This is a genomic window from Streptococcus marmotae, from assembly GCF_001623565.1.
In the GTDB taxonomy this organism is placed as follows: domain Bacteria; phylum Bacillota; class Bacilli; order Lactobacillales; family Streptococcaceae; genus Streptococcus; species Streptococcus marmotae.
Map to the genome: position 1 here is coordinate 2,199,515 of NZ_CP015196.1, position 20,854 is coordinate 2,220,368.

The 20,854-nt window shown below is 42.2% G+C and carries 17 protein-coding genes and 3 pseudogenes; 4 read left to right on the top strand and 16 right to left on the bottom strand.

The features are described 5' to 3' along the window. Window positions 1-110 precede the first annotated feature (110 nt). The 8 genes and pseudogenes from A4H00_RS10815 to cdaA form a co-directional block, all read right to left on the bottom strand. Complete coding sequence (locus tag A4H00_RS10815; protein WP_067091014.1) at window positions 111-689, bottom strand: LemA family protein; 579 nt, start codon at window positions 687-689, stop codon at window positions 111-113. A gap of 109 nt (window positions 690-798) precedes the next feature. Next, the gene (locus A4H00_RS10820) at window positions 799-1,581 is read right to left on the bottom strand and encodes a TPM domain-containing protein (RefSeq protein ID WP_067091016.1); all 783 of its coding nucleotides are present in this window, start codon (window positions 1,579-1,581) and stop codon (window positions 799-801) included. Window positions 1,582-1,618: 37 nt separating this feature from the next. After that, window positions 1,619-2,203 (bottom strand): uracil-DNA glycosylase family protein, encoded by a 585-nt coding sequence (locus tag A4H00_RS10825; protein WP_067091018.1) that lies wholly within the window; start codon window positions 2,201-2,203, stop codon window positions 1,619-1,621. Window positions 2,204-2,275: 72 nt separating this feature from the next. After that, entirely contained in the window at window positions 2,276-3,673 is a 1,398-nt protein-coding gene (gene pepV / locus A4H00_RS10830; protein WP_067091020.1) for a dipeptidase PepV, read from the bottom strand. A gap of 246 nt (window positions 3,674-3,919) precedes the next feature. Then, complete coding sequence (locus tag A4H00_RS10835; protein WP_067091023.1) at window positions 3,920-5,461, bottom strand: ABC-F family ATP-binding cassette domain-containing protein; 1,542 nt, start codon at window positions 5,459-5,461, stop codon at window positions 3,920-3,922. Window positions 5,462-5,562: 101 nt separating this feature from the next. Next, on the bottom strand, window positions 5,563-6,915 hold the full coding sequence (gene glmM / locus A4H00_RS10840) for a phosphoglucosamine mutase (protein WP_067091025.1): 1,353 nt from the start codon (window positions 6,913-6,915) through the stop codon (window positions 5,563-5,565). Between the two features lie 18 nt (window positions 6,916-6,933). Further along, window positions 6,934-7,650, bottom strand: a complete 717-nt coding sequence (locus A4H00_RS12250) for a CdaR family protein (RefSeq protein WP_335339465.1) — start codon at window positions 7,648-7,650, stop codon at window positions 6,934-6,936. Between the two features lie 9 nt (window positions 7,651-7,659). Continuing rightward, window positions 7,660-8,493 (bottom strand): annotated as a pseudogene (gene cdaA, locus A4H00_RS12255) (diadenylate cyclase CdaA); the annotation flags it as partial. 234 nt (window positions 8,494-8,727) lie between these two features. Between cdaA and murT the strand changes: the two are divergent. The 4 genes from murT (at window position 8,728) to A4H00_RS10865 (ending at window position 13,646) form a co-directional block, all read left to right on the top strand. Next, complete coding sequence (gene murT, locus A4H00_RS10850) at window positions 8,728-10,071, top strand: lipid II isoglutaminyl synthase subunit MurT (protein ID WP_067091630.1); 1,344 nt, start codon at window positions 8,728-8,730, stop codon at window positions 10,069-10,071. Window position 10,072: 1 nt separating this feature from the next. Continuing rightward, window positions 10,073-10,861 (top strand): lipid II isoglutaminyl synthase subunit GatD, encoded by a 789-nt coding sequence (gatD, locus tag A4H00_RS10855; protein WP_067091027.1) that lies wholly within the window; start codon window positions 10,073-10,075, stop codon window positions 10,859-10,861. Next, window positions 10,858-11,154 (top strand): lipopolysaccharide assembly protein LapA domain-containing protein, encoded by a 297-nt coding sequence (locus A4H00_RS10860; protein ID WP_067091030.1) that lies wholly within the window; start codon window positions 10,858-10,860, stop codon window positions 11,152-11,154. The genes gatD and A4H00_RS10860 overlap by 4 nt, the downstream gene beginning before the upstream one ends. Window positions 11,155-12,110: 956 nt before the next feature. Continuing rightward, window positions 12,111-13,646, top strand: a complete 1,536-nt coding sequence (locus A4H00_RS10865) for an ATP-binding cassette domain-containing protein (RefSeq protein WP_067091033.1) — start codon at window positions 12,111-12,113, stop codon at window positions 13,644-13,646. A 33-nt stretch (window positions 13,647-13,679) separates the two neighbouring features. On the opposite strand, the gene A4H00_RS11710 is transcribed toward A4H00_RS10865, so the two are convergent. The 8 genes and pseudogenes from A4H00_RS11710 to A4H00_RS11585 form a co-directional block, all read right to left on the bottom strand. After that, entirely contained in the window at window positions 13,680-13,841 is a 162-nt protein-coding gene (locus A4H00_RS11710) for a hypothetical protein (RefSeq protein ID WP_099092176.1), read from the bottom strand. A 711-nt stretch (window positions 13,842-14,552) separates the two neighbouring features. After that, window positions 14,553-15,865, bottom strand: a pseudogene (obgE, locus tag A4H00_RS10870) (GTPase ObgE). A 74-nt stretch (window positions 15,866-15,939) separates the two neighbouring features. Next, window positions 15,940-16,065, bottom strand: a complete 126-nt coding sequence (locus tag A4H00_RS11580; RefSeq protein WP_082815644.1) for a DUF4044 domain-containing protein — start codon at window positions 16,063-16,065, stop codon at window positions 15,940-15,942. A 69-nt stretch (window positions 16,066-16,134) separates the two neighbouring features. Then, window positions 16,135-17,919 (bottom strand): excinuclease ABC subunit UvrC, encoded by a 1,785-nt coding sequence (gene uvrC, locus A4H00_RS10875; RefSeq protein WP_067091043.1) that lies wholly within the window; start codon window positions 17,917-17,919, stop codon window positions 16,135-16,137. 100 nt (window positions 17,920-18,019) lie between these two features. After that, entirely contained in the window at window positions 18,020-18,760 is a 741-nt protein-coding gene (ldcB, locus tag A4H00_RS10880) for an LD-carboxypeptidase LdcB/DacB (protein WP_099092177.1), read from the bottom strand. A 32-nt stretch (window positions 18,761-18,792) separates the two neighbouring features. Then, a complete protein-coding gene (locus tag A4H00_RS10885; RefSeq protein WP_067091047.1) occupies window positions 18,793-19,188 on the bottom strand; it encodes a PaaI family thioesterase in 396 nt (131 codons plus the stop codon). After that, window positions 19,182-19,895 carry a pyrimidine 5'-nucleotidase PynA gene (gene pynA / locus A4H00_RS10890; RefSeq protein WP_067091050.1) on the bottom strand — a complete coding sequence of 238 codons (714 nt, stop codon included), beginning with the start codon at window positions 19,893-19,895 and terminating at the stop codon, window positions 19,182-19,184. The genes A4H00_RS10885 and pynA overlap by 7 nt, the downstream gene beginning before the upstream one ends. 768 nt (window positions 19,896-20,663) lie before the next feature. Next, a pseudogene (locus tag A4H00_RS11585) lies at window positions 20,664-20,815 on the bottom strand (putative holin-like toxin). Window positions 20,816-20,854: the final 39 nt, after the last annotated feature.

Here is a 20,854-nt window from a genome sequence, read left to right on the forward strand (position 1 = left end):
ACGTTTTCCATTACAGTATACCATTTTACTATCCGTATTGGAAATGAAAATTGCATTTTGAAAAGTCAAAAAAACACCTCTGCTATCACTAGAAAGAGGTGTTTGATTGCTTATTTATCCCCAAGATTGACACTTGGGACAGTTGTTGCGGCATCCGATGTCGCTTGGAATAAATCTACTTTCTCATAACCAAAGATTCCTGCGTAAATGCTGGTTGGGAACCGTTTGATTTTCTTATTGTAGGCTGTCGCAATAGCATTAAAATCTTTACGAGCAACCAAGAGACGATTTTCTGTTCCTTCAAGCTCTGTGATTAAGTCGGACACTTGTTGATTCGAATTAAGTTGCGGATAATTCTCTGTGAGGACGAGGAGTCGAGAAACCGCTGAATCGAGCTGACTTTGACCTTCCTTATATTCGGCAGAACCTTGTTTGCTAGATCCGATTTTAGCACGCGCATCAGCAATAGCTGTAAAGACTTCTGTCTCATGCTCCATTGCTCCTTTTACAGAAGAAACAACGTTTGGAATTAAGTCATACCGGCGTTGCAACTGGGTATCGACATTAGACTGGGCATTTTCAACCTCAGCATAGCTATCGACAAGACCATTGTATTGACCAATGGCTCCCACTGCAACAAAAACAATCGCTAAAATGGGAAGTAAAATATAGAGTAATTTTTTGTTCATCATTTTTCCTTTCTTTTTACGGTCTTTTCGTTTTCTTTTACCATTCAATCGTGAGTCGCAGACATAGGGCACTCGTTAACGACGTAATAGAGAAAAACGAAAGACGACATTACCAACCAGATGAGGCACCGCCTCCGCCTCCGCCGCCACCAGACCAGCCACCACTGCCGGATCCAGATGATCCTGAGGAATGATCACTAGAACTGCTAGAGCTGTTGAGCAACATCCATAGAAGCAAGTCTCCACCACCGCCGCGGCCACCACGACCTCCTCTACCACTGCCCTTTAAGATGATAGCCATGACAATCACGACAATTAAGATTGGAACAACTGCAAAGACAGAATCATCATCGCTATGTTCTTCTTCAAACTCATCCATACGTGCTTGAGCCCTATTTGTTCCATAAAAGGCATCGCCAATGGCATCCACAATATAGTGGACACCGCCGTTGTAATCCCCTTCTCGGAAAAAACTACGCGCGTCCTCTAAGATGCGTCGCGCTTCGACATCTGTCAACACAGTTGCAGCATTATCTGAGGTCTCTATCCGAAACTTACGATCTTCAAGTGCGATGACAAGAAGCACACCATTATTGGTACCTGAAAAGCCGACCTGCCATTTGCGAAACACTTCATTCGCTAAAGATTCGATATCTCCTGAAAGGGAATCTGTCATATAGACCCCGACCTGAAGTTGCTCGGTCGTTGATTTCCAAGCATGATTCTCACTATCAATGGCTTGAATGGTGTCACTTGATAGGGAATGGGTCTCATCTAGCACCGTTGACTCTAGCGGTCTATCAGGGACTTGGGCATACACGGAGGGAGTAAACAGCAGGAACATCAGAGGGATTAGGAACAATCCGACAATCCAACGTACACCTTTCTTCATAGGAACACCTCCTTTGTATTATTATAGCATATTTCCCCTATTTATTTAAGATTTGTGCTATGTTTTCCTGTAATCTTGGAATGAGCTCCGTTTGAAACCAAGGGTTTTTCGCCTGCCAGATATTATTGCGTGGAGATGGATGCACGAGCGGTAGATACTGTGGTAAATAGTCTTCATAGGCTTTGACTGTTTCAGTCAATGTGCGTTTTCGTCTGTCTCTCAAGTAATATTCTTGCGCATATTGACCAATCAAGAGGGTCAACTCAAGCTGGGGCATCATCGAAAATAACTCTGGGTGCCATTTTTCTGCGAACCCCTTTCTCGGTGGCAAATCGCCTGATTTTCCCTTACCTGGATAGTAAAAATCCATGGGTAGAATTGCAATCTGTCCTGACTGGTAAAATCTCTCCTCATCCACACCTAACCAAGCACGCAAGCGCTCCCCACTCGGATCTGCAAATAGCCGACTACGCTCTTGCGCCTTCAAACCTGGTGCTTGACCAACAATCACAATCCTTGCCCTGCTGTCTACCTGAAACAAGGGCTGAATCCCTTTTTCTGTATAAGCTTGATTGTCTGGGTCTGCCATGATGGCTGCACGTATTTCTTCTAAGTCTAGCATGCAAACACCTCCTTTGTAAAAAGGGGCTGGACTTGAGCCCAACCTCCTCTTTAACCTATCATTTATGATGACTTATTTGACCAATTCATAGATTGCTTCTGCGTAAATAGCAGCTGCACGCATGAGGTCTTCTACATCCGCAAATTCATTGGCTTGGTGCATAGTATCTGTATAACCAGGGAACATAGCGCCGTAAGCCACACCACGTTTCAAGAGACGGCCAAAGGTTCCACCACCGATGACTTGTTCATGACCATGTAAACCTGTTTGACGTTCGTAGACATCCAGCAAGGTCGCCACCAACGGATCTTCCATTGGGACATAGTGCGGAGTATGACCGTGTTCTGATAAGGTTACATCTGCTACCGACAACTCCTTCAAGACTGCTTGAATCTCTTCTGGACTTGTGCCTTTTGGATAACGGAAGTTAAGCGCAATGGTATTGTCAGTAGCTACTTCATCAAAACGGAAAACACCTGCATTCATAGACAGTGCCCCCATTTTCTCATCTGTATGTGCCACTCCAAGCGCTTCACCCTTGTGGTCTTCAAACAAGATTTGTCCTGCAACTGCAAGGTAATCCTTAGCTGGTCCTGCAAAATCAAACTGGTTCAAGAAGCGAGCAAGATAAGTTGCCCCATTCACGCCAGATTGTGGAGATGCTCCGTGAGCTGATTTTCCAATAATGGTCACTTTGTACTTGTCATCTTCTTCAACAAGTTCAAATGCGACCTTGTATTCTGTCGCAAAGGCTGCCAATTTAGTTGCTAGGTCTGGCAAGCTACCTGATACGAGGGCTGTTGCAGACTCTGGCACCATATTTTCACGCAAGCCGCCTGTAAAAGTGTGCAGACGTGCTGCTCCGCTATTTTCTCCAGCGAAATGAAGATACTCGGTCATATTTCCTTTTTCACCATTGATAATCGGAAACTCAGCGTCTGGTGAGAAACCAAAATCAGGTTCTTTGACACCACTATGCTCAAAGTAATAATCCATATCCGCCCAACCAGATTCTTCATCTGTTCCCACGACAAAGCGAACTTTCTTGGAAATCGGCAAGCCTAATTCCTTAATGATTTTGAGACCATAGTAGCAAGCCATGGTTGGTCCCTTATCATCGCTTGAGCCACGTGCATAGAGTTTCCCATCTTTAATGGTCGGCGTATAAGGATCTGTATGCCAGCCGCTTCCTGCTGGCACTACATCCATGTGGGCAAAGATACCAAGGACTTCATCACCGTCACCGTACTCAAAATGCCCAGCATAGTTGTCTACGTTCTTAGTTGGATAGCCGTCACGCTCCGCAATCTCTAAAAATTTGTGGAGGGCTTTGACAGGTCCAGGTCCAAATGGATGTTCGGCATCTGCTAGGCTATCGTCTCTCTCGGAGTTGATTTCTAGCAAACTAAACAAATCAGCTAGTAAATCCTCACGGCGTTTTTCCACCTCTGCTTTAAAATCAATTGTCATTTTTTTCTCCTTTTCAAGTATGAATTGATACCATTCTATCATAAAATGAAAGAGATTTCATATATTTGACAAGAAAAAGACGGACATGCAAGAGGAAACATGCGAGAGTTGAATTCTAGGGAAGAAATTTTCAATACAAAATACCAGACTTAGAGCCGAGAGAAAGCAGATTCAATGAAAAATTGCCCTCTATGCTCTGAACTCTATAGAAAAAGGTTGGTGACCTAACCTTTTTCTATAACTCTATTACATCTCATTAAAATCCCAGACATCATCCACCCATCCTTGGTAGAAATCAGGCTCGTGGCAGACCATGAGAATCGAACCTTTATAGGCTTGCAGGGCACGCTTTAATTCATCCTTAGCATCGACATCCAAGTGGTTGGTCGGCTCATCCAAAATCAAGACATTGTTTTCACGATTCATCAAAAGACAGAAACGCACCTTGGCCTGCTCTCCTCCTGATAAGACCTGAATCTGGCTTTCAATGTGCTTGGATGTCAGACCGCAACGAGCCAAGGCTGCACGGATTTCCGCCTGATTGAGGGCAGGAAAGGCGTCCCAGACTGCTTCGAGTGGTGTTTGACGGTTACCACTAGCTGCCTCTTGTTCAAAGTAACCAATTTCTAGATACTCTCCCTGCTCAACCTGACCACCTAAGGACGGAATCAAGCCTAATAAACTTTTTAGCAAGGTAGATTTTCCTATCCCATTCGCTCCGATAATGGCAATTTTCTTATTGCGTTCAAAGGTCAGATTTAGTGGCTTGCGATTGAGAACACGGTCATAGCCAATTTCCAAATCTTTGGTCTGAAAGATAAAGCGACTCGGAGTTCGTGCCATTTTAAAATCAAAGGACGGTTTTGGTTTCTCAGCCTGTAGCTCAATAATCTCCATTTTATCAAGTTTTTTCTGGCGAGACATGGCCATATTACGGGTGGCAACACGAGCCTTATTACGGTTGACAAAGTCCTGAAGGTCGGCAATTTCTTTTTGCTGACGCTCATAGGCTGCTTCTAACTGGGCACGCTTCATGGCATGTACTTCTTGGAACTGGTAATAGTCACCTGAGTAGCGCGTTAATTGTTGATTTTCCACATGGTAGACAATATTAATCACGTCATTTAAAAATGGAATATCATGGGAAATCAAAACAAAGGCATTTTCATAATTTTGCAAATAGCGTTTGAGCCAGTCAATATGCTCCGCATCCAAATAGTTGGTCGGCTCATCAAGCAGTAGAATATCCGGTTTTTCAAGCAAGAGCTTGGCTAATAAAATCTTAGTCCTTTGTCCACCAGATAACTCCGTAACATCGCTATCCATCCCAAAATCCATGACTCCTAAAGCACGAGCCACTTCATCAATCTTGGCATCCAAGGTATAAAAATCACGACTTTCCAAGCGATCTTGTAATTCCCCAACTTCTTCCATAAGGACATCTATGTCAGCATTTTCATCTGCCATAGATAGGTAAATCTCATTGATGCGCTCTTCTGTCTTAAACAATTCATCAAAAGCGGTTCGTAACACATCACGCACAGATTGCCCTTTTTCGAGTTTCGCATGCTGGTCCAGATACCCTGCTGTAACATAGCGGGACCACTCAACTTTTCCCTCGTCTGGATGCAATTGACCTGTCACAATGGACATGAAGGTTGATTTCCCTTCTCCATTTGCTCCTACGAGTCCGATATGCTCGCCTTTTAAAAGGCGAAAGGAGACATTTTCAAAAATGGCACGATCTCCAAAGCCATGACTTAAATTTTTTACTTCTAAAATACTCACGTTTTTTCCTCTATCATCTATACATCAAAGGAAGTTTGAGACGGTGATTGGGTCCCAAACTTCCCTTTATGTTATTGTTCCATTACAAGCTGACAATTGCTCTAATCAATACCAATCTCTGCTCTCACCACATCAGCAATCGTATCAACATAGTAATCCACTTCTGCATCGGTCGGAGCTTCTGCCATAACTCGTAAAAGCGGTTCTGTTCCACTTGGACGGACAAGAATCCGACCATTACCAGCCATTTCATTCTCCATTTTTTCAATAATTGCAGCAATTGCTTCAACTTCCATCGCCTGATCTTTCATGCTATTTTCAACACGAATATTGACTAATTTTTGTGGATAGATGGTGACTTCACTAGCCAATTCAGACAGGTTTTTCCCAGTTTCTTTCATGATTTTGGTCAATTGAACAGCTGTCAACTGGCCATCTCCTGTCGTATTATAATCCATAAGGATAACGTGACCAGACTGCTCACCGCCGACATTGTAGCCTGACTTGCGCATTTCTTCGACCACATAGCGGTCACCAACAGCCGTTACAGCTTTAGCAATCCCTTCTCGGTCCAAAGCCTTGTGGAAGCCAAGGTTTGACATGACTGTCGTTACAATGGTCTGTTGCGCCAGTAATCCACGATCTGCCAAGTATTTACCGATGATATACATAATGCGATCACCATCAACCAACTCACCTTTTTCATCAACTGCAATCAAGCGATCGCTATCTCCGTCAAAGGCTAGACCAATTTGACTGCCTGTTTCTTTAACTAACTCCTGTAAGGCTTCAGGGTGGGTTGAGCCGACACCATCATTGATATTTAGACCGTCTGGTTTTTCTGCCATAACAGCTAATTGCGCACTCAAATCTGCAAAGACCTGACGAGCAGAGGTACTGGCTGCACCATTTGCTGTATCAAGAGCTACCTTCATTCCCTCTAAATCAAATCCTGTAGAAACAAGAAATTCCTGGTATTTTCTAAGACCTTCTGGATAATCGACCACATCTCCTAGACCTTGAGCAGACGGACGAGGTAGGGTATCTTCTTCCGCATCAAGGAGTGCTTCAATTTCTGCTTCTAATGCATCATCTAACTTAAAGCCATCACCTGCAAAGAATTTGATTCCGTTATCTTGGGCAGGATTATGGCTCGCTGAAATCATAACCCCTGCGCTTGCTTTTTCAGTCCGCACCAAATAAGCCACGCCTGGAGTTGCAATCACACCTAGCTTGTAGACATGAATCCCAGCAGACAAAAGGCCTGCTACTAGGGCTGCTTCTAACATTTGTCCTGAGATGCGCGTATCACGGCCAACGAACACCCGTGGTGTTTCGGTTTCATGTTGACTCAATACATAGCCACCAAAACGGCCTAGTTTAAAGGCTAATTCTGGCGTCAATTCAACATTTGCTTCTCCACGAACACCGTCTGTTCCAAAATATTTTCCCATTTTTATCTCTTTTCTTTCTTATTTTGTTTTTACGATTGTCGCTTGTAGGGTTGCATCATCTTGTGATAAGACGACAGGTAAGACATTTCCTTTATTGTCCACCGCTTGAATCGTTGCTGTACCTGAAAAATCATCAGATAGTTCATCTGCATCTGGTACAACCGCTTCAATTCGTTCAATGTGTGACATCGTATCTTCATCGGTTGTCACTTTCACAGAAGATACATTGACCGTTACTTTAGATAAGCTGTACCCCTCTGCCAATTGATTATTAGTAACGATTCCTTGAACCGCATAATTTTTACTAACTTTTTTTCCAATTTTAACGGTTATATTTTCTGGATTTAACTTCGCTTTTACACCCGTTGGCAAATTAGAAGTGACCAAATCTACAGTATGCGTACCGCTTGTCAAATTACTCAAATCTGCGCTGACCAAAAAAGTCCGAGTTGCTTCATCTGTTTCGCGTTGCAAAATAACTCTATTTGAGCTGGTTAAGGCAACTGAAACAGTGGAAGAAAAGCCTGAGATAAAATATTTCTCACTATCGTATTTGATTTCAATCGGTACATTGCTAAGAGTATGCGTGTACGTCTCTGATTCCGTTACTTGTTTGACTGGCTTTGAGGCCGAGATTGAATTTTTATAGTTGGTCGTTGTTGCATAAAAGAATAACACAAGTGCCATCAGAGCAGATAGCAATAAATGAGCGACTTTTTTTAACTTATCTTGCATTCTTTCCACCCCTAAGCGACTTAGCCAACTCTTTTTTTCCACTTCTTCAGGAATAAAGAGACGCCGTAGCTCCTCTTCAAAGTCTTCGATACTCAACCCATGCTTAAATAAGCCATTATAGGCCACAGAAATATTTCCAGTTTCTTCAGAGACGATAAAAACAAAGGCATCTGATACTTCTGCTAAACCAATTGCAGCCCGGTGTCTGGTACCGAATTCCTTGGAAATTCCTGCACTTTCTGTCAACGGCAAATAAGCACAAGAGACCGCTATTTTATTTTCTTGAATAATCACAGCTCCATCATGTAGTGGCGTATTTGGAATAAAAATATTGATAAGCAATTCACTTGAAATATCTGCATTAAGAGAGATTCCTGTCGCGCAATACTCACGTAAGGTTTGTGCCCGCTCCACTGCTACGAGAGCTCCAATTTTTCGGGGGGCCATATAGGAAACTGATTTGACAAACGCCTGAATCAACGCTTCTTCTGCACTTAATTCTACACGCGCAAACAATTGAGTCGTACGCCCAAGTTTTTCCAGACTAGTCCGAATCTCAGGGGCAAAAATCACCACAGCAGCAATAACCCCATAGGTAATAACCTGATTCATCAGCCAAGAAATGGTTTGAAGTCCGAGTAGCGTTGCCAAAATTTGGAAGAATAAAAAGAGAAAAACCCCGCGAACTAAGGTCATAATTTTGGTGCCTGCTAAGGCCTTACTAAAACGATAAATGATATAGCTGACTAGTGTAATATCAACTAGGTGCAACAGGGCTGCCCAAGGGCTGACTAATAGACTGGACCAATAATTGACATCGAGTAACTGGTTGAGGTTAAGCATCTACTTCACAAACTTTCTATATTCTTACTGTTCACATTATACCATACTTTGAAGCAAATTTTATGAAAAGACCATCGATATACCCCCTCCAAATTGTCATTCTTTTTTATCTTATCCTTAGGAATATGGTGAATCCACGAACACAGCTACGTATGCACCTCTTTTCAGCATGCTTACGCTATCGCCATCTCCACTCTAGAAAAAAGGCGTGTTTTATGATAAAATAAATCCATGATGAAACTAAATACAGCTTTCGGGCTTCTTGCAGGAAAAACATCTCAAGCGATCCTCAGTAAGCTAGGACGCGGGACTACACTGCCAGGAAAAATTGCCCTCCAATTTGATAAACACATTTTAAACAGCCTTGCAAAAGACTATGAAATCGTCGTCATTACAGGGACCAATGGGAAGACACTGACAACGGCATTGACGGTTGGCATTTTAGAAGAAGCCTTTGGATCCGTAACAACCAATACCAGCGGCGCCAATATGTTAACCGGGATTACCGCTACTTTCTTGTCTGCTAAGAAAAATAAGAATGGAAAGAAAATTGCGGTACTTGAAATTGACGAAGCTAGTCTAGCTAAGGTGACCGAATTTATTCAGCCAAGTTTGATTGTCTTTACCAATATCTTCCGCGATCAGATGGATCGCTACGGTGAGATTTATACAACCTATCAGATGATTGTTGACGGAGCTGCTAAGGCACCTTCCGCCACTATCCTTGCAAATGGGGATAGCCCACTCTTTCATTCGACCAAGTTAATCAATCCAGTAAAATATTACGGCTTTGCAACAGACGAACACGAGCCACAACTCGCTCATTACAACACCGAGGGAATCCTCTGTCCGCAATGCCACCATATTTTGCAGTATAAGATGAATACCTATGCCAATCTTGGTAGCTACATTTGTCTGTCTTGTGGATTTGCCCGTCCTGACTTGGACTACAAGCTCACCGACTTAAAAGAAATTACGCATGTATCTTCTACCTTCGTCATCGACGGTCAAGAATACAAGATTAACATCGGAGGCCTCTATAATATTTATAATGCCCTTGCAGCAGTCAGTGTGGCAGAATTTCTAGGTGTAACTCCTGATATTATCAAAGCTGGTTTTGATAAGAGTAAGGCGGTCTTTGGTCGTCAAGAAACCTTCCGCTTAGGAGATAAAGAGTGTACTCTCGTCTTGATTAAAAATCCAGTCGGTGCAACACAGGCTCTTGAAATGATTCACTTAGCTCCCTACGAATTTAACTTAGCTGTCCTACTCAATGCTAATTACGCAGACGGTATTGATACCAGTTGGATTTGGGATGCCGATTTTGAACGAATAATGGACATGTCCATTCCTCGTATCATCACAGGAGGAGCACGAGCATCTGAAATTGCACGAAGACTACGGGTAACAGGCTATACAGCAGAGGCGATTGAACAACATGAAGCAATTCCAGATGTTCTGTCTGCTATTGAAAGCAACCCTACCCAGCATACCTACATTCTTGCCACCTATACTGCCATGTTAGAACTGCGCGATATTCTTGCGCAACGGCAAATCGTTGGAAAGGAGATGAAATAATATGGTGTATACATCACTCTCAAGCCCAGCTAATGACTATCCCTATCAGCTCAACATTGCTCATCTCTACGGCGATTTGATGAATACCTACGGAGATAATGGAAATATCCTTATGCTCAAGTATGTTGCTGAAAAATTAGGGGCGAGTGTTCAAGTAGACATCGTATCGTTAGAAGATCAGTTTGACAAGGATTTTTATGATATTGCCTTTTTCGGTGGAGGACAAGACTATGAGCAGTCTATCCTTGCAAAAGATTTGCCAACTAAAAAAGATGCACTCGCTGAATTCATTGAAAATGACGGGGTGGTTCTTGCCATCTGTGGTGGCTTTCAATTACTTGGACAATACTATATCGAAGCAAGTGGCCGCAAAATTGATGGGCTAGGCATTCTTGGTCACCATACGCTCAACCAAGTCAATAACCGCTTCATTGGAGATATCAAGATTCATAATGAAGAGTTTAATGAGACCTACTATGGTTTTGAAAATCACCAAGGACGAACATTTTTAGCCGACAACCAAAAACCACTTGGCCGAACGATTTATGGGAATGGAAATAATAACGAAGACGGCGGTGAAGGTATGCACTACAAAAATACGTTTGGAAGCTACTTCCACGGTCCAATCCTCTCACGCAATGCCAACCTCGCTTACCGCCTCGTTACCACTGCCCTCCGCAATAAATACGGTCAGGACATAAAATTTCCATCTTATGATGACATTCTAGCTCTTGAAAAACCTGAAGAATACGGCGATGTCAAAAGTAAGGCTCGTTTTGAAGAAGAATAGGAGATTCTCAGCTGCACTACATTATCGTCCTACTACTAATCCTCCTCATTGCAGGCCTGTCTCTTGCCAATATGGCAACGGTCAAGGTTAGCTATCTCTTTGGTTCTTTCCAGTTACCTCTTATCATTTTGATTCTGATTTCAGTCCTGCTTGGTGCCATTATCGCTAGTCTTCTTGGCATGGGAAAACACTTCTCCATCAAAGGTGAGCTAAAACAAACCCAGAAAGAATTGGAAACTCAAAAACAAGCACTAAAAGAACAAGCTAAGCAAGAAGTACAAACAATAGAATAAGACCACGATAAAATCCCCCTATCATTCAGGATAGAGGGATTTTATCGTGGATTGAGAAAGGAATAGGACAAGGCAAGGAGCTACAGATAGAACTGGCGTTAACTGAGGATTACTCCATAATCCCTATTTCCAACCTTCAACAGTCTACTGGACTATTGAAGCAAAGCGACTTATACTCGTCAAAAATCAAAGTCTGACGTCGTTAACTCACCTTGCTGAACTTCAGTTCTAGCTACGATTTCGTTGCCTAGTCAGATTTTGATTTTTATAGAGTATAACGATGTCCTAATTTTTATTCAATTCACTATATTTTGCTTGAAAGAACGACAACTGCTGAGCTTCTCATACTCTATTCATATCAACAGTAGCCTTTTTCGATACGTTATAAAATCGTGCAAACGCAAACAACTTCCTTCTCAGTTTCATTGCTAACTTTTGAGTTTACGGTCTCAACAGTTCCGTTATGTGAGAGACTAACAAACAGTCCTTCGCTGACCCTATTTCTAACCTTAACAGTCCGCTGGACTGTTGAAGCAAGGTGAGTTAACAGCCGTCAGTTTTTGATTTTTGACGAGTATTATTTGCAATAATTTCTTGTCATTACCTCCCCTATTTCTGCAAATCCAAGTTTAAAAATCTATTGACAAGAAAATTTTTCTATGATAAAGTAAGCGTATACATATCCGGAGGTAATAGGAGAATGAACAACTAAGTCTATTGGTGAACGTTTGAGTACGGAAAATGACGTAGCCTTGCTACAGTCTTTTGCGTGCCGACATACTTTCCCTAGTAGACAGATAGTGGTTTGTATCTCTTTTTTTGCATGGACTTTTTGGGTCTCACCCTCTTTTTAAAAGGAAGCATTTGATACAAAACTCCAGCTCTACTAGCTAAAGTAGGGCTATTTTTGCATCTTGAAAGAGCGGTTTCTAGCTTCTTTTCAAAAAGGAGGATTTATGTTACAGATTAAACACTTGACCATGACTCATGAAAAAGATTTGACGGATTTGGTGACTGACCTATCTCTAGTCGTAAATAGAGGGGATAAGGTTGCTCTGATTGGAGAGGAGGGAAACGGAAAATCCAGCCTCCTCAAATGGATGATGAAAGAAGAGTTGGTTCAATCCTACATTCAGTTTACAGGGCAGATTTACCGAGATTTCGTCTATTATAGCTTTATTCCCCAGCAGTTACCAAAGCGACTGGAAACACTCACGCTCAACGATTATTTCTTTGGTCCAAGTGAGAGGAACGTGGACTATACTGCCCTCTACCGCTATGCCAAGGAATTGCAATTTGACAGCGAGCGTTTCGCAGATGCACAACTGCTTTCAGCCCTATCTGGTGGGGAAAAATTAAAAATTCAACTCATCAAAGAATTATCTCTAGAAACAGACATTCTCTTTCTCGACGAACCTTCTAATGATTTGGATTTGGCAACCCTCAAATGGCTAGAACGATTTATCCAACAAACTCCTAAAACCGTAATTTTTGTCTCTCACGATGAAACCTTTTTACGTCAAACCGCTACAAAAATCGTCCATTTAGAACGCATTAAAAAACGCCAAGTAGCACGGACAACAGTTCAAACACTGAATTACGCTAGCTACGCTCAAGGGCGGGAAGACCAGTTTCATCGTCAGCTCAAGCAGGCTCGCAACGAACGCTTGGAACATCAAAAGAAACTGGCACGCCACCACCGCATTCACCAAAGCGTTGAACACACTGTCCGCAATACCCATGACGCAACCGCAGGACGACTAATTTCCAAAAAGATGAAGGCTGTCCTTGCTCAAGAAAAACGCCATGAAAAAGAAGCAGCTGCTATGACAGAGATTCCGACTCAGGAAGATCACATTCGCCTGTATTTCAGCGAGATAGAGAGCTTGCCAGTTCACAAACCCATTATCGAACTAGTTGACTATTCTCTTCAAGTAGGAGATACAATCTTAGTTCCGAGTGTGCATTTTCGCTTTTTGACCCAGGAAAAGATAGGTATTATCGGCACAAATGGTGCTGGAAAATCGAGCCTCCTCAAGCAAATCTATCGTATGTTACAAGAGCAAGCTAGTTATTCGATTGGCTATATGCCCCAGAATTATCCAGACCTGCTTGATGCAACTGCTTCACCACTCGATTTTCTGACACATTCGCCTGATAAAAAAGAGGAGGAACGAGTCCTCACTCATCTGGCTAGTCTCCAATTTAGCCGAGAAGAGGCTCGCCATTCTATTTCCTCTCTATCTGGTGGTCAACAAGCCAAGCTACTCCTACTAAAAATGGTCCTAGAGGCCAGTCCAGTTTTATTACTCGATGAGCCTACACGGAATTTTTCGCCGACTTCCCAACCTCAAGTACGGCAACTCTTTCAGGATTTTGAAGGAGCAATCCTAGCTGTATCCCATGACCGAACCTTTCTTAAAGAAGTCTGCGATAAGGTTTACCTGCTGGATCAAAATGGATTGACTGAAATTCGCAAGGACGACCTATAATTGGAATGCAAAAAGCTGGGAATTTCCCAGCTTTTAGCCATGCTTTTCTTGCTTCATTTTCTCACGCTCAAGGCGAAATTTGCGATTTGGATTGAGTTTATTGAAGAGTTCCTCTAGTTTTTCTGCATTCCAAACATCGGCTGCCGAAACAAAATTTCCATCCTTATCCTTATAGGATATTGGTTTGTCACCCATAATAAAAACCTCCATTTTTTAGATTCCAAAGAGTTCGTAAAATTCATTTCCACACTCTATCATCACCATCGGTAACGACACCACATTCGTAAGCCTGATAGGTAGGGTACTGTAGCTGTCATGACATTCAGAAAGTCATTCGATATTAATTTAGTAATACCACTAACTACGTTAGTCTTATCTCCAACCTCCAAAGGTTCCCCAAACCTTTGGAGCTAATGAGAGGATTAAGCAGATCGCCATAACGACTGCCGTCCACATCCATTCGTTACAACACGTAGTCCAACCAGTCGGTATTACGGACGAGTACAGATAAATACGATTGATTAGCAAGCGTTACGACGTGAGGAACGGCATTCGATATTAATCTAGTAATGCCACTAACTACGTTAGTCTTATCTCCAACCTCCAAAGGTTCCCCAAACCTTTGGAGCTAATGAGAGGATTGAGCAGATCGCCATAGCGAATAGCATTCCAGACGTTACGACGTGAGACAAGAAATTCAATACTAATTTCTTGTCGAGCTAGTAAGGGGCTTAGGCAAAGTCTCATAGGATTTGCCGTCCACTCATTAGATAGCATCCATTCGTTACGACACGTAGTCCAACCAGTCGATATTACTGGTTGGACGGAGTTAGTAAGGTTGGTAGGTAGACCACCCTAGTGGCTACCGTAGCACATCAAGTCATTGACTTAGATGTGCTTCCAACGTTAATCCACAAACTCAAATTCAAATGTGCCGATTCGGACAATGTCGCCATCCTTAGCACCACGAGCACGGAGGGCTTCATCGACTCCCATACCACGCAATTGACGAGCAAACTTCATGACGGACTCATCGCGATCAAAGTTGGTCATAGTAAAGAGTTTTTCCAGTTTCTCACCAGATAAAATCCAACTTGCATCGTCCGCACGACTGATGTCAAATTCTGGTTCGTCTGGGTTAAAGCCATAGTAGGCTTCTTCTGCTTCAAAGTCTGCCTCATCGTACAAGAGGAATTCTGGGGTCTTATCAAGCAATTCAGCCGTTGCTTCTAACAGATTTTCTAGACCTTGATGTGCTAGCCCAGAAATCGGAAAAATTTGAGGCAGTTCATCAAACTCATCATAGTTGGCTGCTAATTTTTGCCTGAATACCTTCAAGTTTTCTTCCGCATCTGGCATATCCATTTTATTGGCTACGATAATCTGTGGACGTTCCATAAGGCGGAGGTTGTATGTTTCTAACTCATTATTAATTGCGATATAATCCTCATAAGGATCTCGCCCCTCACTGGCAGACATATCAAGAACGTGCAGGATGACTCGTGTGCGTTCGATATGGCGGAGGAACTGAGTTCCCAGTCCCACACCTTGGCTAGCTCCTTCAATCAAACCTGGTAAATCAGCTACTGCAAAAGATTCACCTGATTTGGTACGTACCATACCAAGATTTGGCACAATGGTTGTGAAATGATAAGCACCAATTTTAGGTTTTGCGGCTGTAATCACGCTGAGTAAAGTAGATTTTCCAACAGAAGGAAAACCAACCAAACCGACATCAGCTAAGACTTTTAATTCTAATTCGAGTTGGCGTTCTTCACCTGGTTCTCCATTTTCAGAAATTTCAGGAGCAGGATTTTTCGGTGTCGCAAAGCGAATATTGCCACGACCCCGCGACCACCATGCGCTACGATAAACTCTTGACCATGTTCTACCAAGTCTGTAATGACCTTGCCCGTTTCCGCATCTCGAACAGTTGTTCCCTGTGGGACACGAACGAACAAATCTTCTGCCCCACGACCATGCATCCCCTTGGTCATTCCTTTCTCACCAGAATCAGCCTTAAATTGGCGATTATAGCGGAAATCCATAAGGGTTCGCAAGCCTTCATCAACCACAAAAACAACGTTGCCACCACGGCCGCCATCTCCGCCCCACGGGCCACCATTTGGGACATATTTTTCACGGCGAAAGGCTACCATACCATCTCCGCCCTTACCAGCCTTAACCTTGATTTTGGCTGTATCTAAAAACATACTCATTTTCTTACCTATTTCTTCCTCTTGCTGCTTCATAAAATAAGGGCTAAAGGATTGAGTCCTCCTAGCCCCGCAGATTACCTAATGGCACTAATTGCTGGTAAAATCAGTCCAGCTAGTGTTGCCAAAACCATCACTACTACGATGATCAGGGTGATTTTTTCAAATGTATTTTTCTTGTGTTTTTCTTCTCCAAATGCCATGATGTCTCCTTTTACATATGAATATTCTATACATCTTTCCACTCATTTTATCATGAAAAGCTGATTATTTCAACGCTGATCTTGCTCATTTAGCTTTTCTTTTACCGCTTGGGCTACTTTATAAGGAACACCTGCTTCAGCAATTTCCTGTAAACTAGCTTCTTGAATTTTTGTCAAGGATTTAAAGTGTTTCAACAGAGTTTGTTTACGCTTTGGTCCAAGTCCTTCAATGTTATCCAGTTTGGATGAGAAGGAATTTTTTGACCGAACCTGCCTATGGAAGGTGATAGCAAAACGGTGTACCTCATCTTGAATCCGTTGCAGGAGGAAAAATTCCTGTGAATTTCGAGAAAGGGGAATAACCTGTAAAGGATTCCCAAAAAGCATATCGTGTGTCTGGTGTTTATCATTTTTTTGCAACCCAGCAATCGGAATACTCATACCGAGTTCTTGTTCAATGACTTCTTTTGCCACATTGACCTGACCTTGACCTCCATCAATGACAATCAAATCTGGCGGTGTTAAACCTTCCTTTTGGACACGACTATAACGGCGATAGAGTACTTCTCGCATGGAAGCATAATCGTCTGGTCCTTCGACCGTTTTGATTTTGTACTTACGGTATTCTTTTTTATTGGGAACACCATTTTCAAAAACGACCATGGCAGAAACTGGGCTGGTTCCCATTATGTTGGAGTTATCAAAGGCTTCTATCCGAACTGGCGTAGGAATACCAAGCAACTGGCCAATGTTCTCAATTGCACCTTGCGTTTTTTCCAGATTTTTTTCTAGGAGATTGAATTTCTGCTGCAAGCTGACACGCGCATTCTTGGTCGCAAGTTGGAGAAGCTGTTTCTTCTCTCCACGCTGAGGTTTGACAATCTTAGCAGCAACAAGACTTTTAACTGCTTCTTCATCAATATCCTGTGGAATCAGTACTTCTTTGGGAATTAAATGCTGTTGATTTCGATAGAATTGCCCCAGATAGGTCAAAAAGTCCTCTTCAGCCTCATTGTAATACGGAAAGAGGTTAACATTGCGCTCAATCAGTTTTCCTTGACGGACAAAAAATACCTGTACACACATCCAGCCCTTTTCGACATAGTAACCAAACACGTCTCGGTCCTGTAAATCCTTGGCCATCACTCGCTGCTTGGTGCGTAAGGTTGAAATAGACTGGAGAATATCACGGTATTCGGCAGCTTTTTCAAATTCCCAATTGTCTGCTGCAACCTGCATTTTTTCCTGAAGCTGGTGGACAATCTTGTCATCATGGCCTGTCAAAAATTGGCTGACTTCAGTCGCCATTTGGGCATAATCCTCTCGACTAGGCATGTGCTCACCATGTGCTAAACATTGACCCAAATGGTAATACAGGCAGTATTTGTTTTCTGGCAACTTGCATTTACGAAAGGGATAGAGGCGCTCAAGTAGCTTGAGGGTTTGGTTGGCAGCACCCACATCTGGATAAGGACCAAAATACTGCCCACCGTCCTTACGAACCTGACGGGTAATCATCAGGCGCGGATGCCGCTCATTACTAATCTTGATAAAGGGATAGGACTTATCATCCTTGAGCATGATATTATAACGTGGCTTATTTTCCTGAATCAGATTGATTTCTAAGAGCAGGGCTTCGATATTGGACTCGGTTACAATAAACTCGAAATCCGCAATTTCAGACACCAAAGCCGTTGTCTTAGTATCATGGCTCCCACGAAAATAGGAACGGACGCGATTGCGCAGATTTTTCGCCTTACCAACGTAGATAATCTTACCGTATTGATTCTTATGTAAATAACACCCTGGGCTATCTGGGAGTAATTCTAGTTTGTCTTTTATCAAATCGTTCATCACTCTTATTGTAACAAAAAAAGCAGGACTAGCCTACTTTTTTGTTGACTATCATCTCTGCTATTTTTTAATAAACATCCCTATATAAACTTTACACCTTCTAATCCTCATAATCTCCACCTGCGACTCCAAGGTATTCTTCAAGGGTTTGGCCAGATTGATAAATATCTGTCGCTTCTTGTCCAATATAGCGGATATGCCAAGATTCTGCCATGTAACCTGTACTATACTCTTTCTCAGGTAAATAGCGGACAATAAAGCCGTACTCATGAGCATGTTCTGCCAGCCATTTGGTCGCACTAGGTTCTGTTAGAAGGGCTCCACTACTATCCAAAATATCGTAGGCCAAGCCTGTCTGGTGCTCACTGTAACCAGCTCGTGCGGAATAACGATCTGCATTTCCTTTACCGTCATTTGCGACATAGGATTGGTAGAGGTTCGCCTGCGTCTCGTAGGAGCGAAAACCGCTATAGTTGGTCGTTGAAACATCATATCCTAGGGAGTACATTTGCGCCACCAAGTCACGAAAAGCAGCTACCGCCTCTGGCATTTCTCCAGGATTGTAATCACTAGCAAGAGGATGCTTTTTATTCACAATCACAATCTCACCATATTTTCCCTGTACACTATAATAAGAACCGTTGAAACTCGCTTTGGTAGCTGAATCTTTTGCTTCTTGAGATGCCTCTGTCGTTGAAGACTTACTTTCTTCTGCGACCTGTGATTGAGTTGGGGCAAGGGAGGATTCAGTAGTTGATGCTCCTTGCTGTTCAACCTTTGGCTTAGCACAGGCCACGAGTGCTACTAAAGATAAACTGAATAAAATGGATTTCATTTTCATGCATATACCTAGTTTCTATACTTCTTCCAAGACTACTGCAATCGATTTTTATGCTCACCTGTGACAAACATGGTAAAGGTAGCTTTGACAATTTCTTCCTGCTTTTGATTGGTTACAGTCACATCCACTACCTTAGTCGTTCTGCCGTCATGTACACACCTACCATCAATCAAAAGGGTATCTCCTAGCTTACCTGACTTGAGGTAATTGATACTCGATTGGAGCGTTACGGCATCAGCTCCCGTCGAAATTGCAACCAAGCCACTAATCTGATCACAAAGCGTAAAGAGATAACCTCCGTGGGCAAATCCATAATAATTTAAGGACTTTTCGACTACTTCTGTTGTAACCACGACATGACCCTTTTCAGATGAGACCATTTCAAAATTTTCAAAGACACGAATTTCATGCAAGGATTTAGCTAGCATTTTTCTCCTCCTGACTGATTGACTTGCAATAAGGTTAGCAATTCTTGATAATTGCTGACTTCATAGGTTGGTTTAGCACTAGTGTGATTTTCTAGCCCCTGTGGATTGTACCAAACAGTGTCAATTCCTGCATTATTGCCACCCTGAACATCTGCTGTCAAACTGTCTCCAATCATCAAGGCTGTTTCTTTGGTAAAACCTGTAATCTGCTCTGCTATTTTGTCATAAAAGAGAGCCTCAGGCTTTTTGGTCCCCATTTGCTCAGAAATAAAGATTTCCTTGAAAAAAGGTTGGATGGGTGAATGAGCCATCCGATTTTCCTGAATATAGGTCACACCATTTGTTGCTCCATAAAGCTCATATCCTAGGTCTGTCAGCTCCTGTAATAACTCTACAACCCCCTCAAATGTCTGACCCTGTTGGCTAATGAATTTCTGGTACAGAAGCGCCATTTCTCGGCCATCTACCTCACGACCAAAATGGGAAAAAGCGCGGGAAAAACGTGTGTTGATTAAATCAAGCTTGCTGATTTTTCCCTGCTCCAAATCCTTCCACATAGCCTGATTCATCGGTTTATAATAGGCTTTAAAGCTCGCCATATCTGTTACTTCCATAGCTTCCAAAAACTGGGTTAAGGCTACTTCCTCCCCTGCTGCAAAATCCAACAAGGTATGGTCAAGGTCGAATAGTAGAAATTGGTAATACAATTTTAAGTTTTTCCTTTCTAGGGGTGTGCAAGAGGTCCAAAGGGTGTGCATAATATAACGAATTGATTCACCTATCATTATACCACATTACACAAAGAAAATTACCTATTTTATAAATAGCTAATCCGCCCTAGGTATGCATACATTCACCATTCTCCAGCTTATATTTCTTCAAAAAAATAAAGAATGAGATAAAATAGCTGGTGCCCCTCAGTTTTATAGAAATATATCACCATCTACTTAAGCTATCACTTTTAGAGATTCACCTTCAACTCTCACTCCAATACTTCTCTACTATAATAAGAAAAAACCTGATGTCTCCACCAAACTAAAAAATGATCACGACAAACGCATGAAGAAAATTTTTCCAAATTATTTCTAAAATATGATTTTTTATTCTGAAATATTGAGAACCCAGACCTGTAATTGCCGAAAGCTAAACTTTCATGTAGTATTAAAGGATGAAAAACTAGAGAATTTCTCGAAAATCCTTCGGATTTTTCAAAAATATGTTTTATTATTTAGCTGTTTTGCTATAGGGAAAAGACTATGAGTATCCACTCTAAACTGTACTATAATTCGTAAATAGCTATTTCATACGTCTGTCGTGAAAAATGATATGATTACTTGAAATAATGACAGAATATGGTATAATGAAATAGAAAAAGGAGCTGAGCGGGAACTCAACTCCAATGTAGAACCGTTTAAGACGGTGACTCGTTATCAGACTATAACTCGTCCAACAACTCGTTCAAAAGTGGGGACGGGTTATTTCTTTTTGTCGTCATCTTTGAAAATTTTATAGCACAAGCCAATCAAAGTAATGGTAAAGCTACCAAAACTTAAGATAGTTTGTACAACTTCAAAAGCGGTCAAAAGAGTGCTCCCTCCTTTCCGTCAGATTTTGATGAATTGCCCATAGACATCACCTCTCTTTCGGATTCAGGAGCCACCGTCTT

What these genes read in the sequence shown, in the direction of transcription:
- pepV (WP_067091020.1), bottom strand. Translation starts at nt 3,673, where the DNA reads ATGACAATTGATTTTAAAGCAGAGGTGGAAAAACGCCGTGAGGATTTA.
- ldcB (WP_099092177.1), bottom strand. Translation starts at nt 18,760, where the DNA reads ATGAAAATGAAATCCATTTTATTCAGTTTATCTTTAGTAGCACTCGTG.
- glmM (WP_067091025.1), bottom strand. Translation starts at nt 6,915, where the DNA reads ATGGGAAAATATTTTGGAACAGACGGTGTTCGTGGAGAAGCAAATGTT.
- A4H00_RS10815 (WP_067091014.1), bottom strand. Translation starts at nt 689, where the DNA reads ATGAACAAAAAATTACTCTATATTTTACTTCCCATTTTAGCGATTGTT.
- A4H00_RS11580 (WP_082815644.1), bottom strand. Translation starts at nt 16,065, where the DNA reads ATGGCATTTGGAGAAGAAAAACACAAGAAAAATACATTTGAAAAAATC.
- murT (WP_067091630.1), top strand. Translation starts at nt 8,728, where the DNA reads ATGAAACTAAATACAGCTTTCGGGCTTCTTGCAGGAAAAACATCTCAA.
- A4H00_RS11710 (WP_099092176.1), bottom strand. Translation starts at nt 13,841, where the DNA reads ATGGGTGACAAACCAATATCCTATAAGGATAAGGATGGAAATTTTGTT.
- gatD (WP_067091027.1), top strand. Translation starts at nt 10,073, where the DNA reads ATGGTGTATACATCACTCTCAAGCCCAGCTAATGACTATCCCTATCAG.
- A4H00_RS10820 (WP_067091016.1), bottom strand. Translation starts at nt 1,581, where the DNA reads ATGAAGAAAGGTGTACGTTGGATTGTCGGATTGTTCCTAATCCCTCTG.
- uvrC (WP_067091043.1), bottom strand. Translation starts at nt 17,919, where the DNA reads ATGAACGATTTGATAAAAGACAAACTAGAATTACTCCCAGATAGCCCA.
- A4H00_RS10885 (WP_067091047.1), bottom strand. Translation starts at nt 19,188, where the DNA reads ATGCTAGCTAAATCCTTGCATGAAATTCGTGTCTTTGAAAATTTTGAA.
- A4H00_RS12250 (WP_335339465.1), bottom strand. Translation starts at nt 7,650, where the DNA reads ATGCAAGATAAGTTAAAAAAAGTCGCTCATTTATTGCTATCTGCTCTG.
- A4H00_RS10825 (WP_067091018.1), bottom strand. Translation starts at nt 2,203, where the DNA reads ATGCTAGACTTAGAAGAAATACGTGCAGCCATCATGGCAGACCCAGAC.
- A4H00_RS10865 (WP_067091033.1), top strand. Translation starts at nt 12,111, where the DNA reads ATGTTACAGATTAAACACTTGACCATGACTCATGAAAAAGATTTGACG.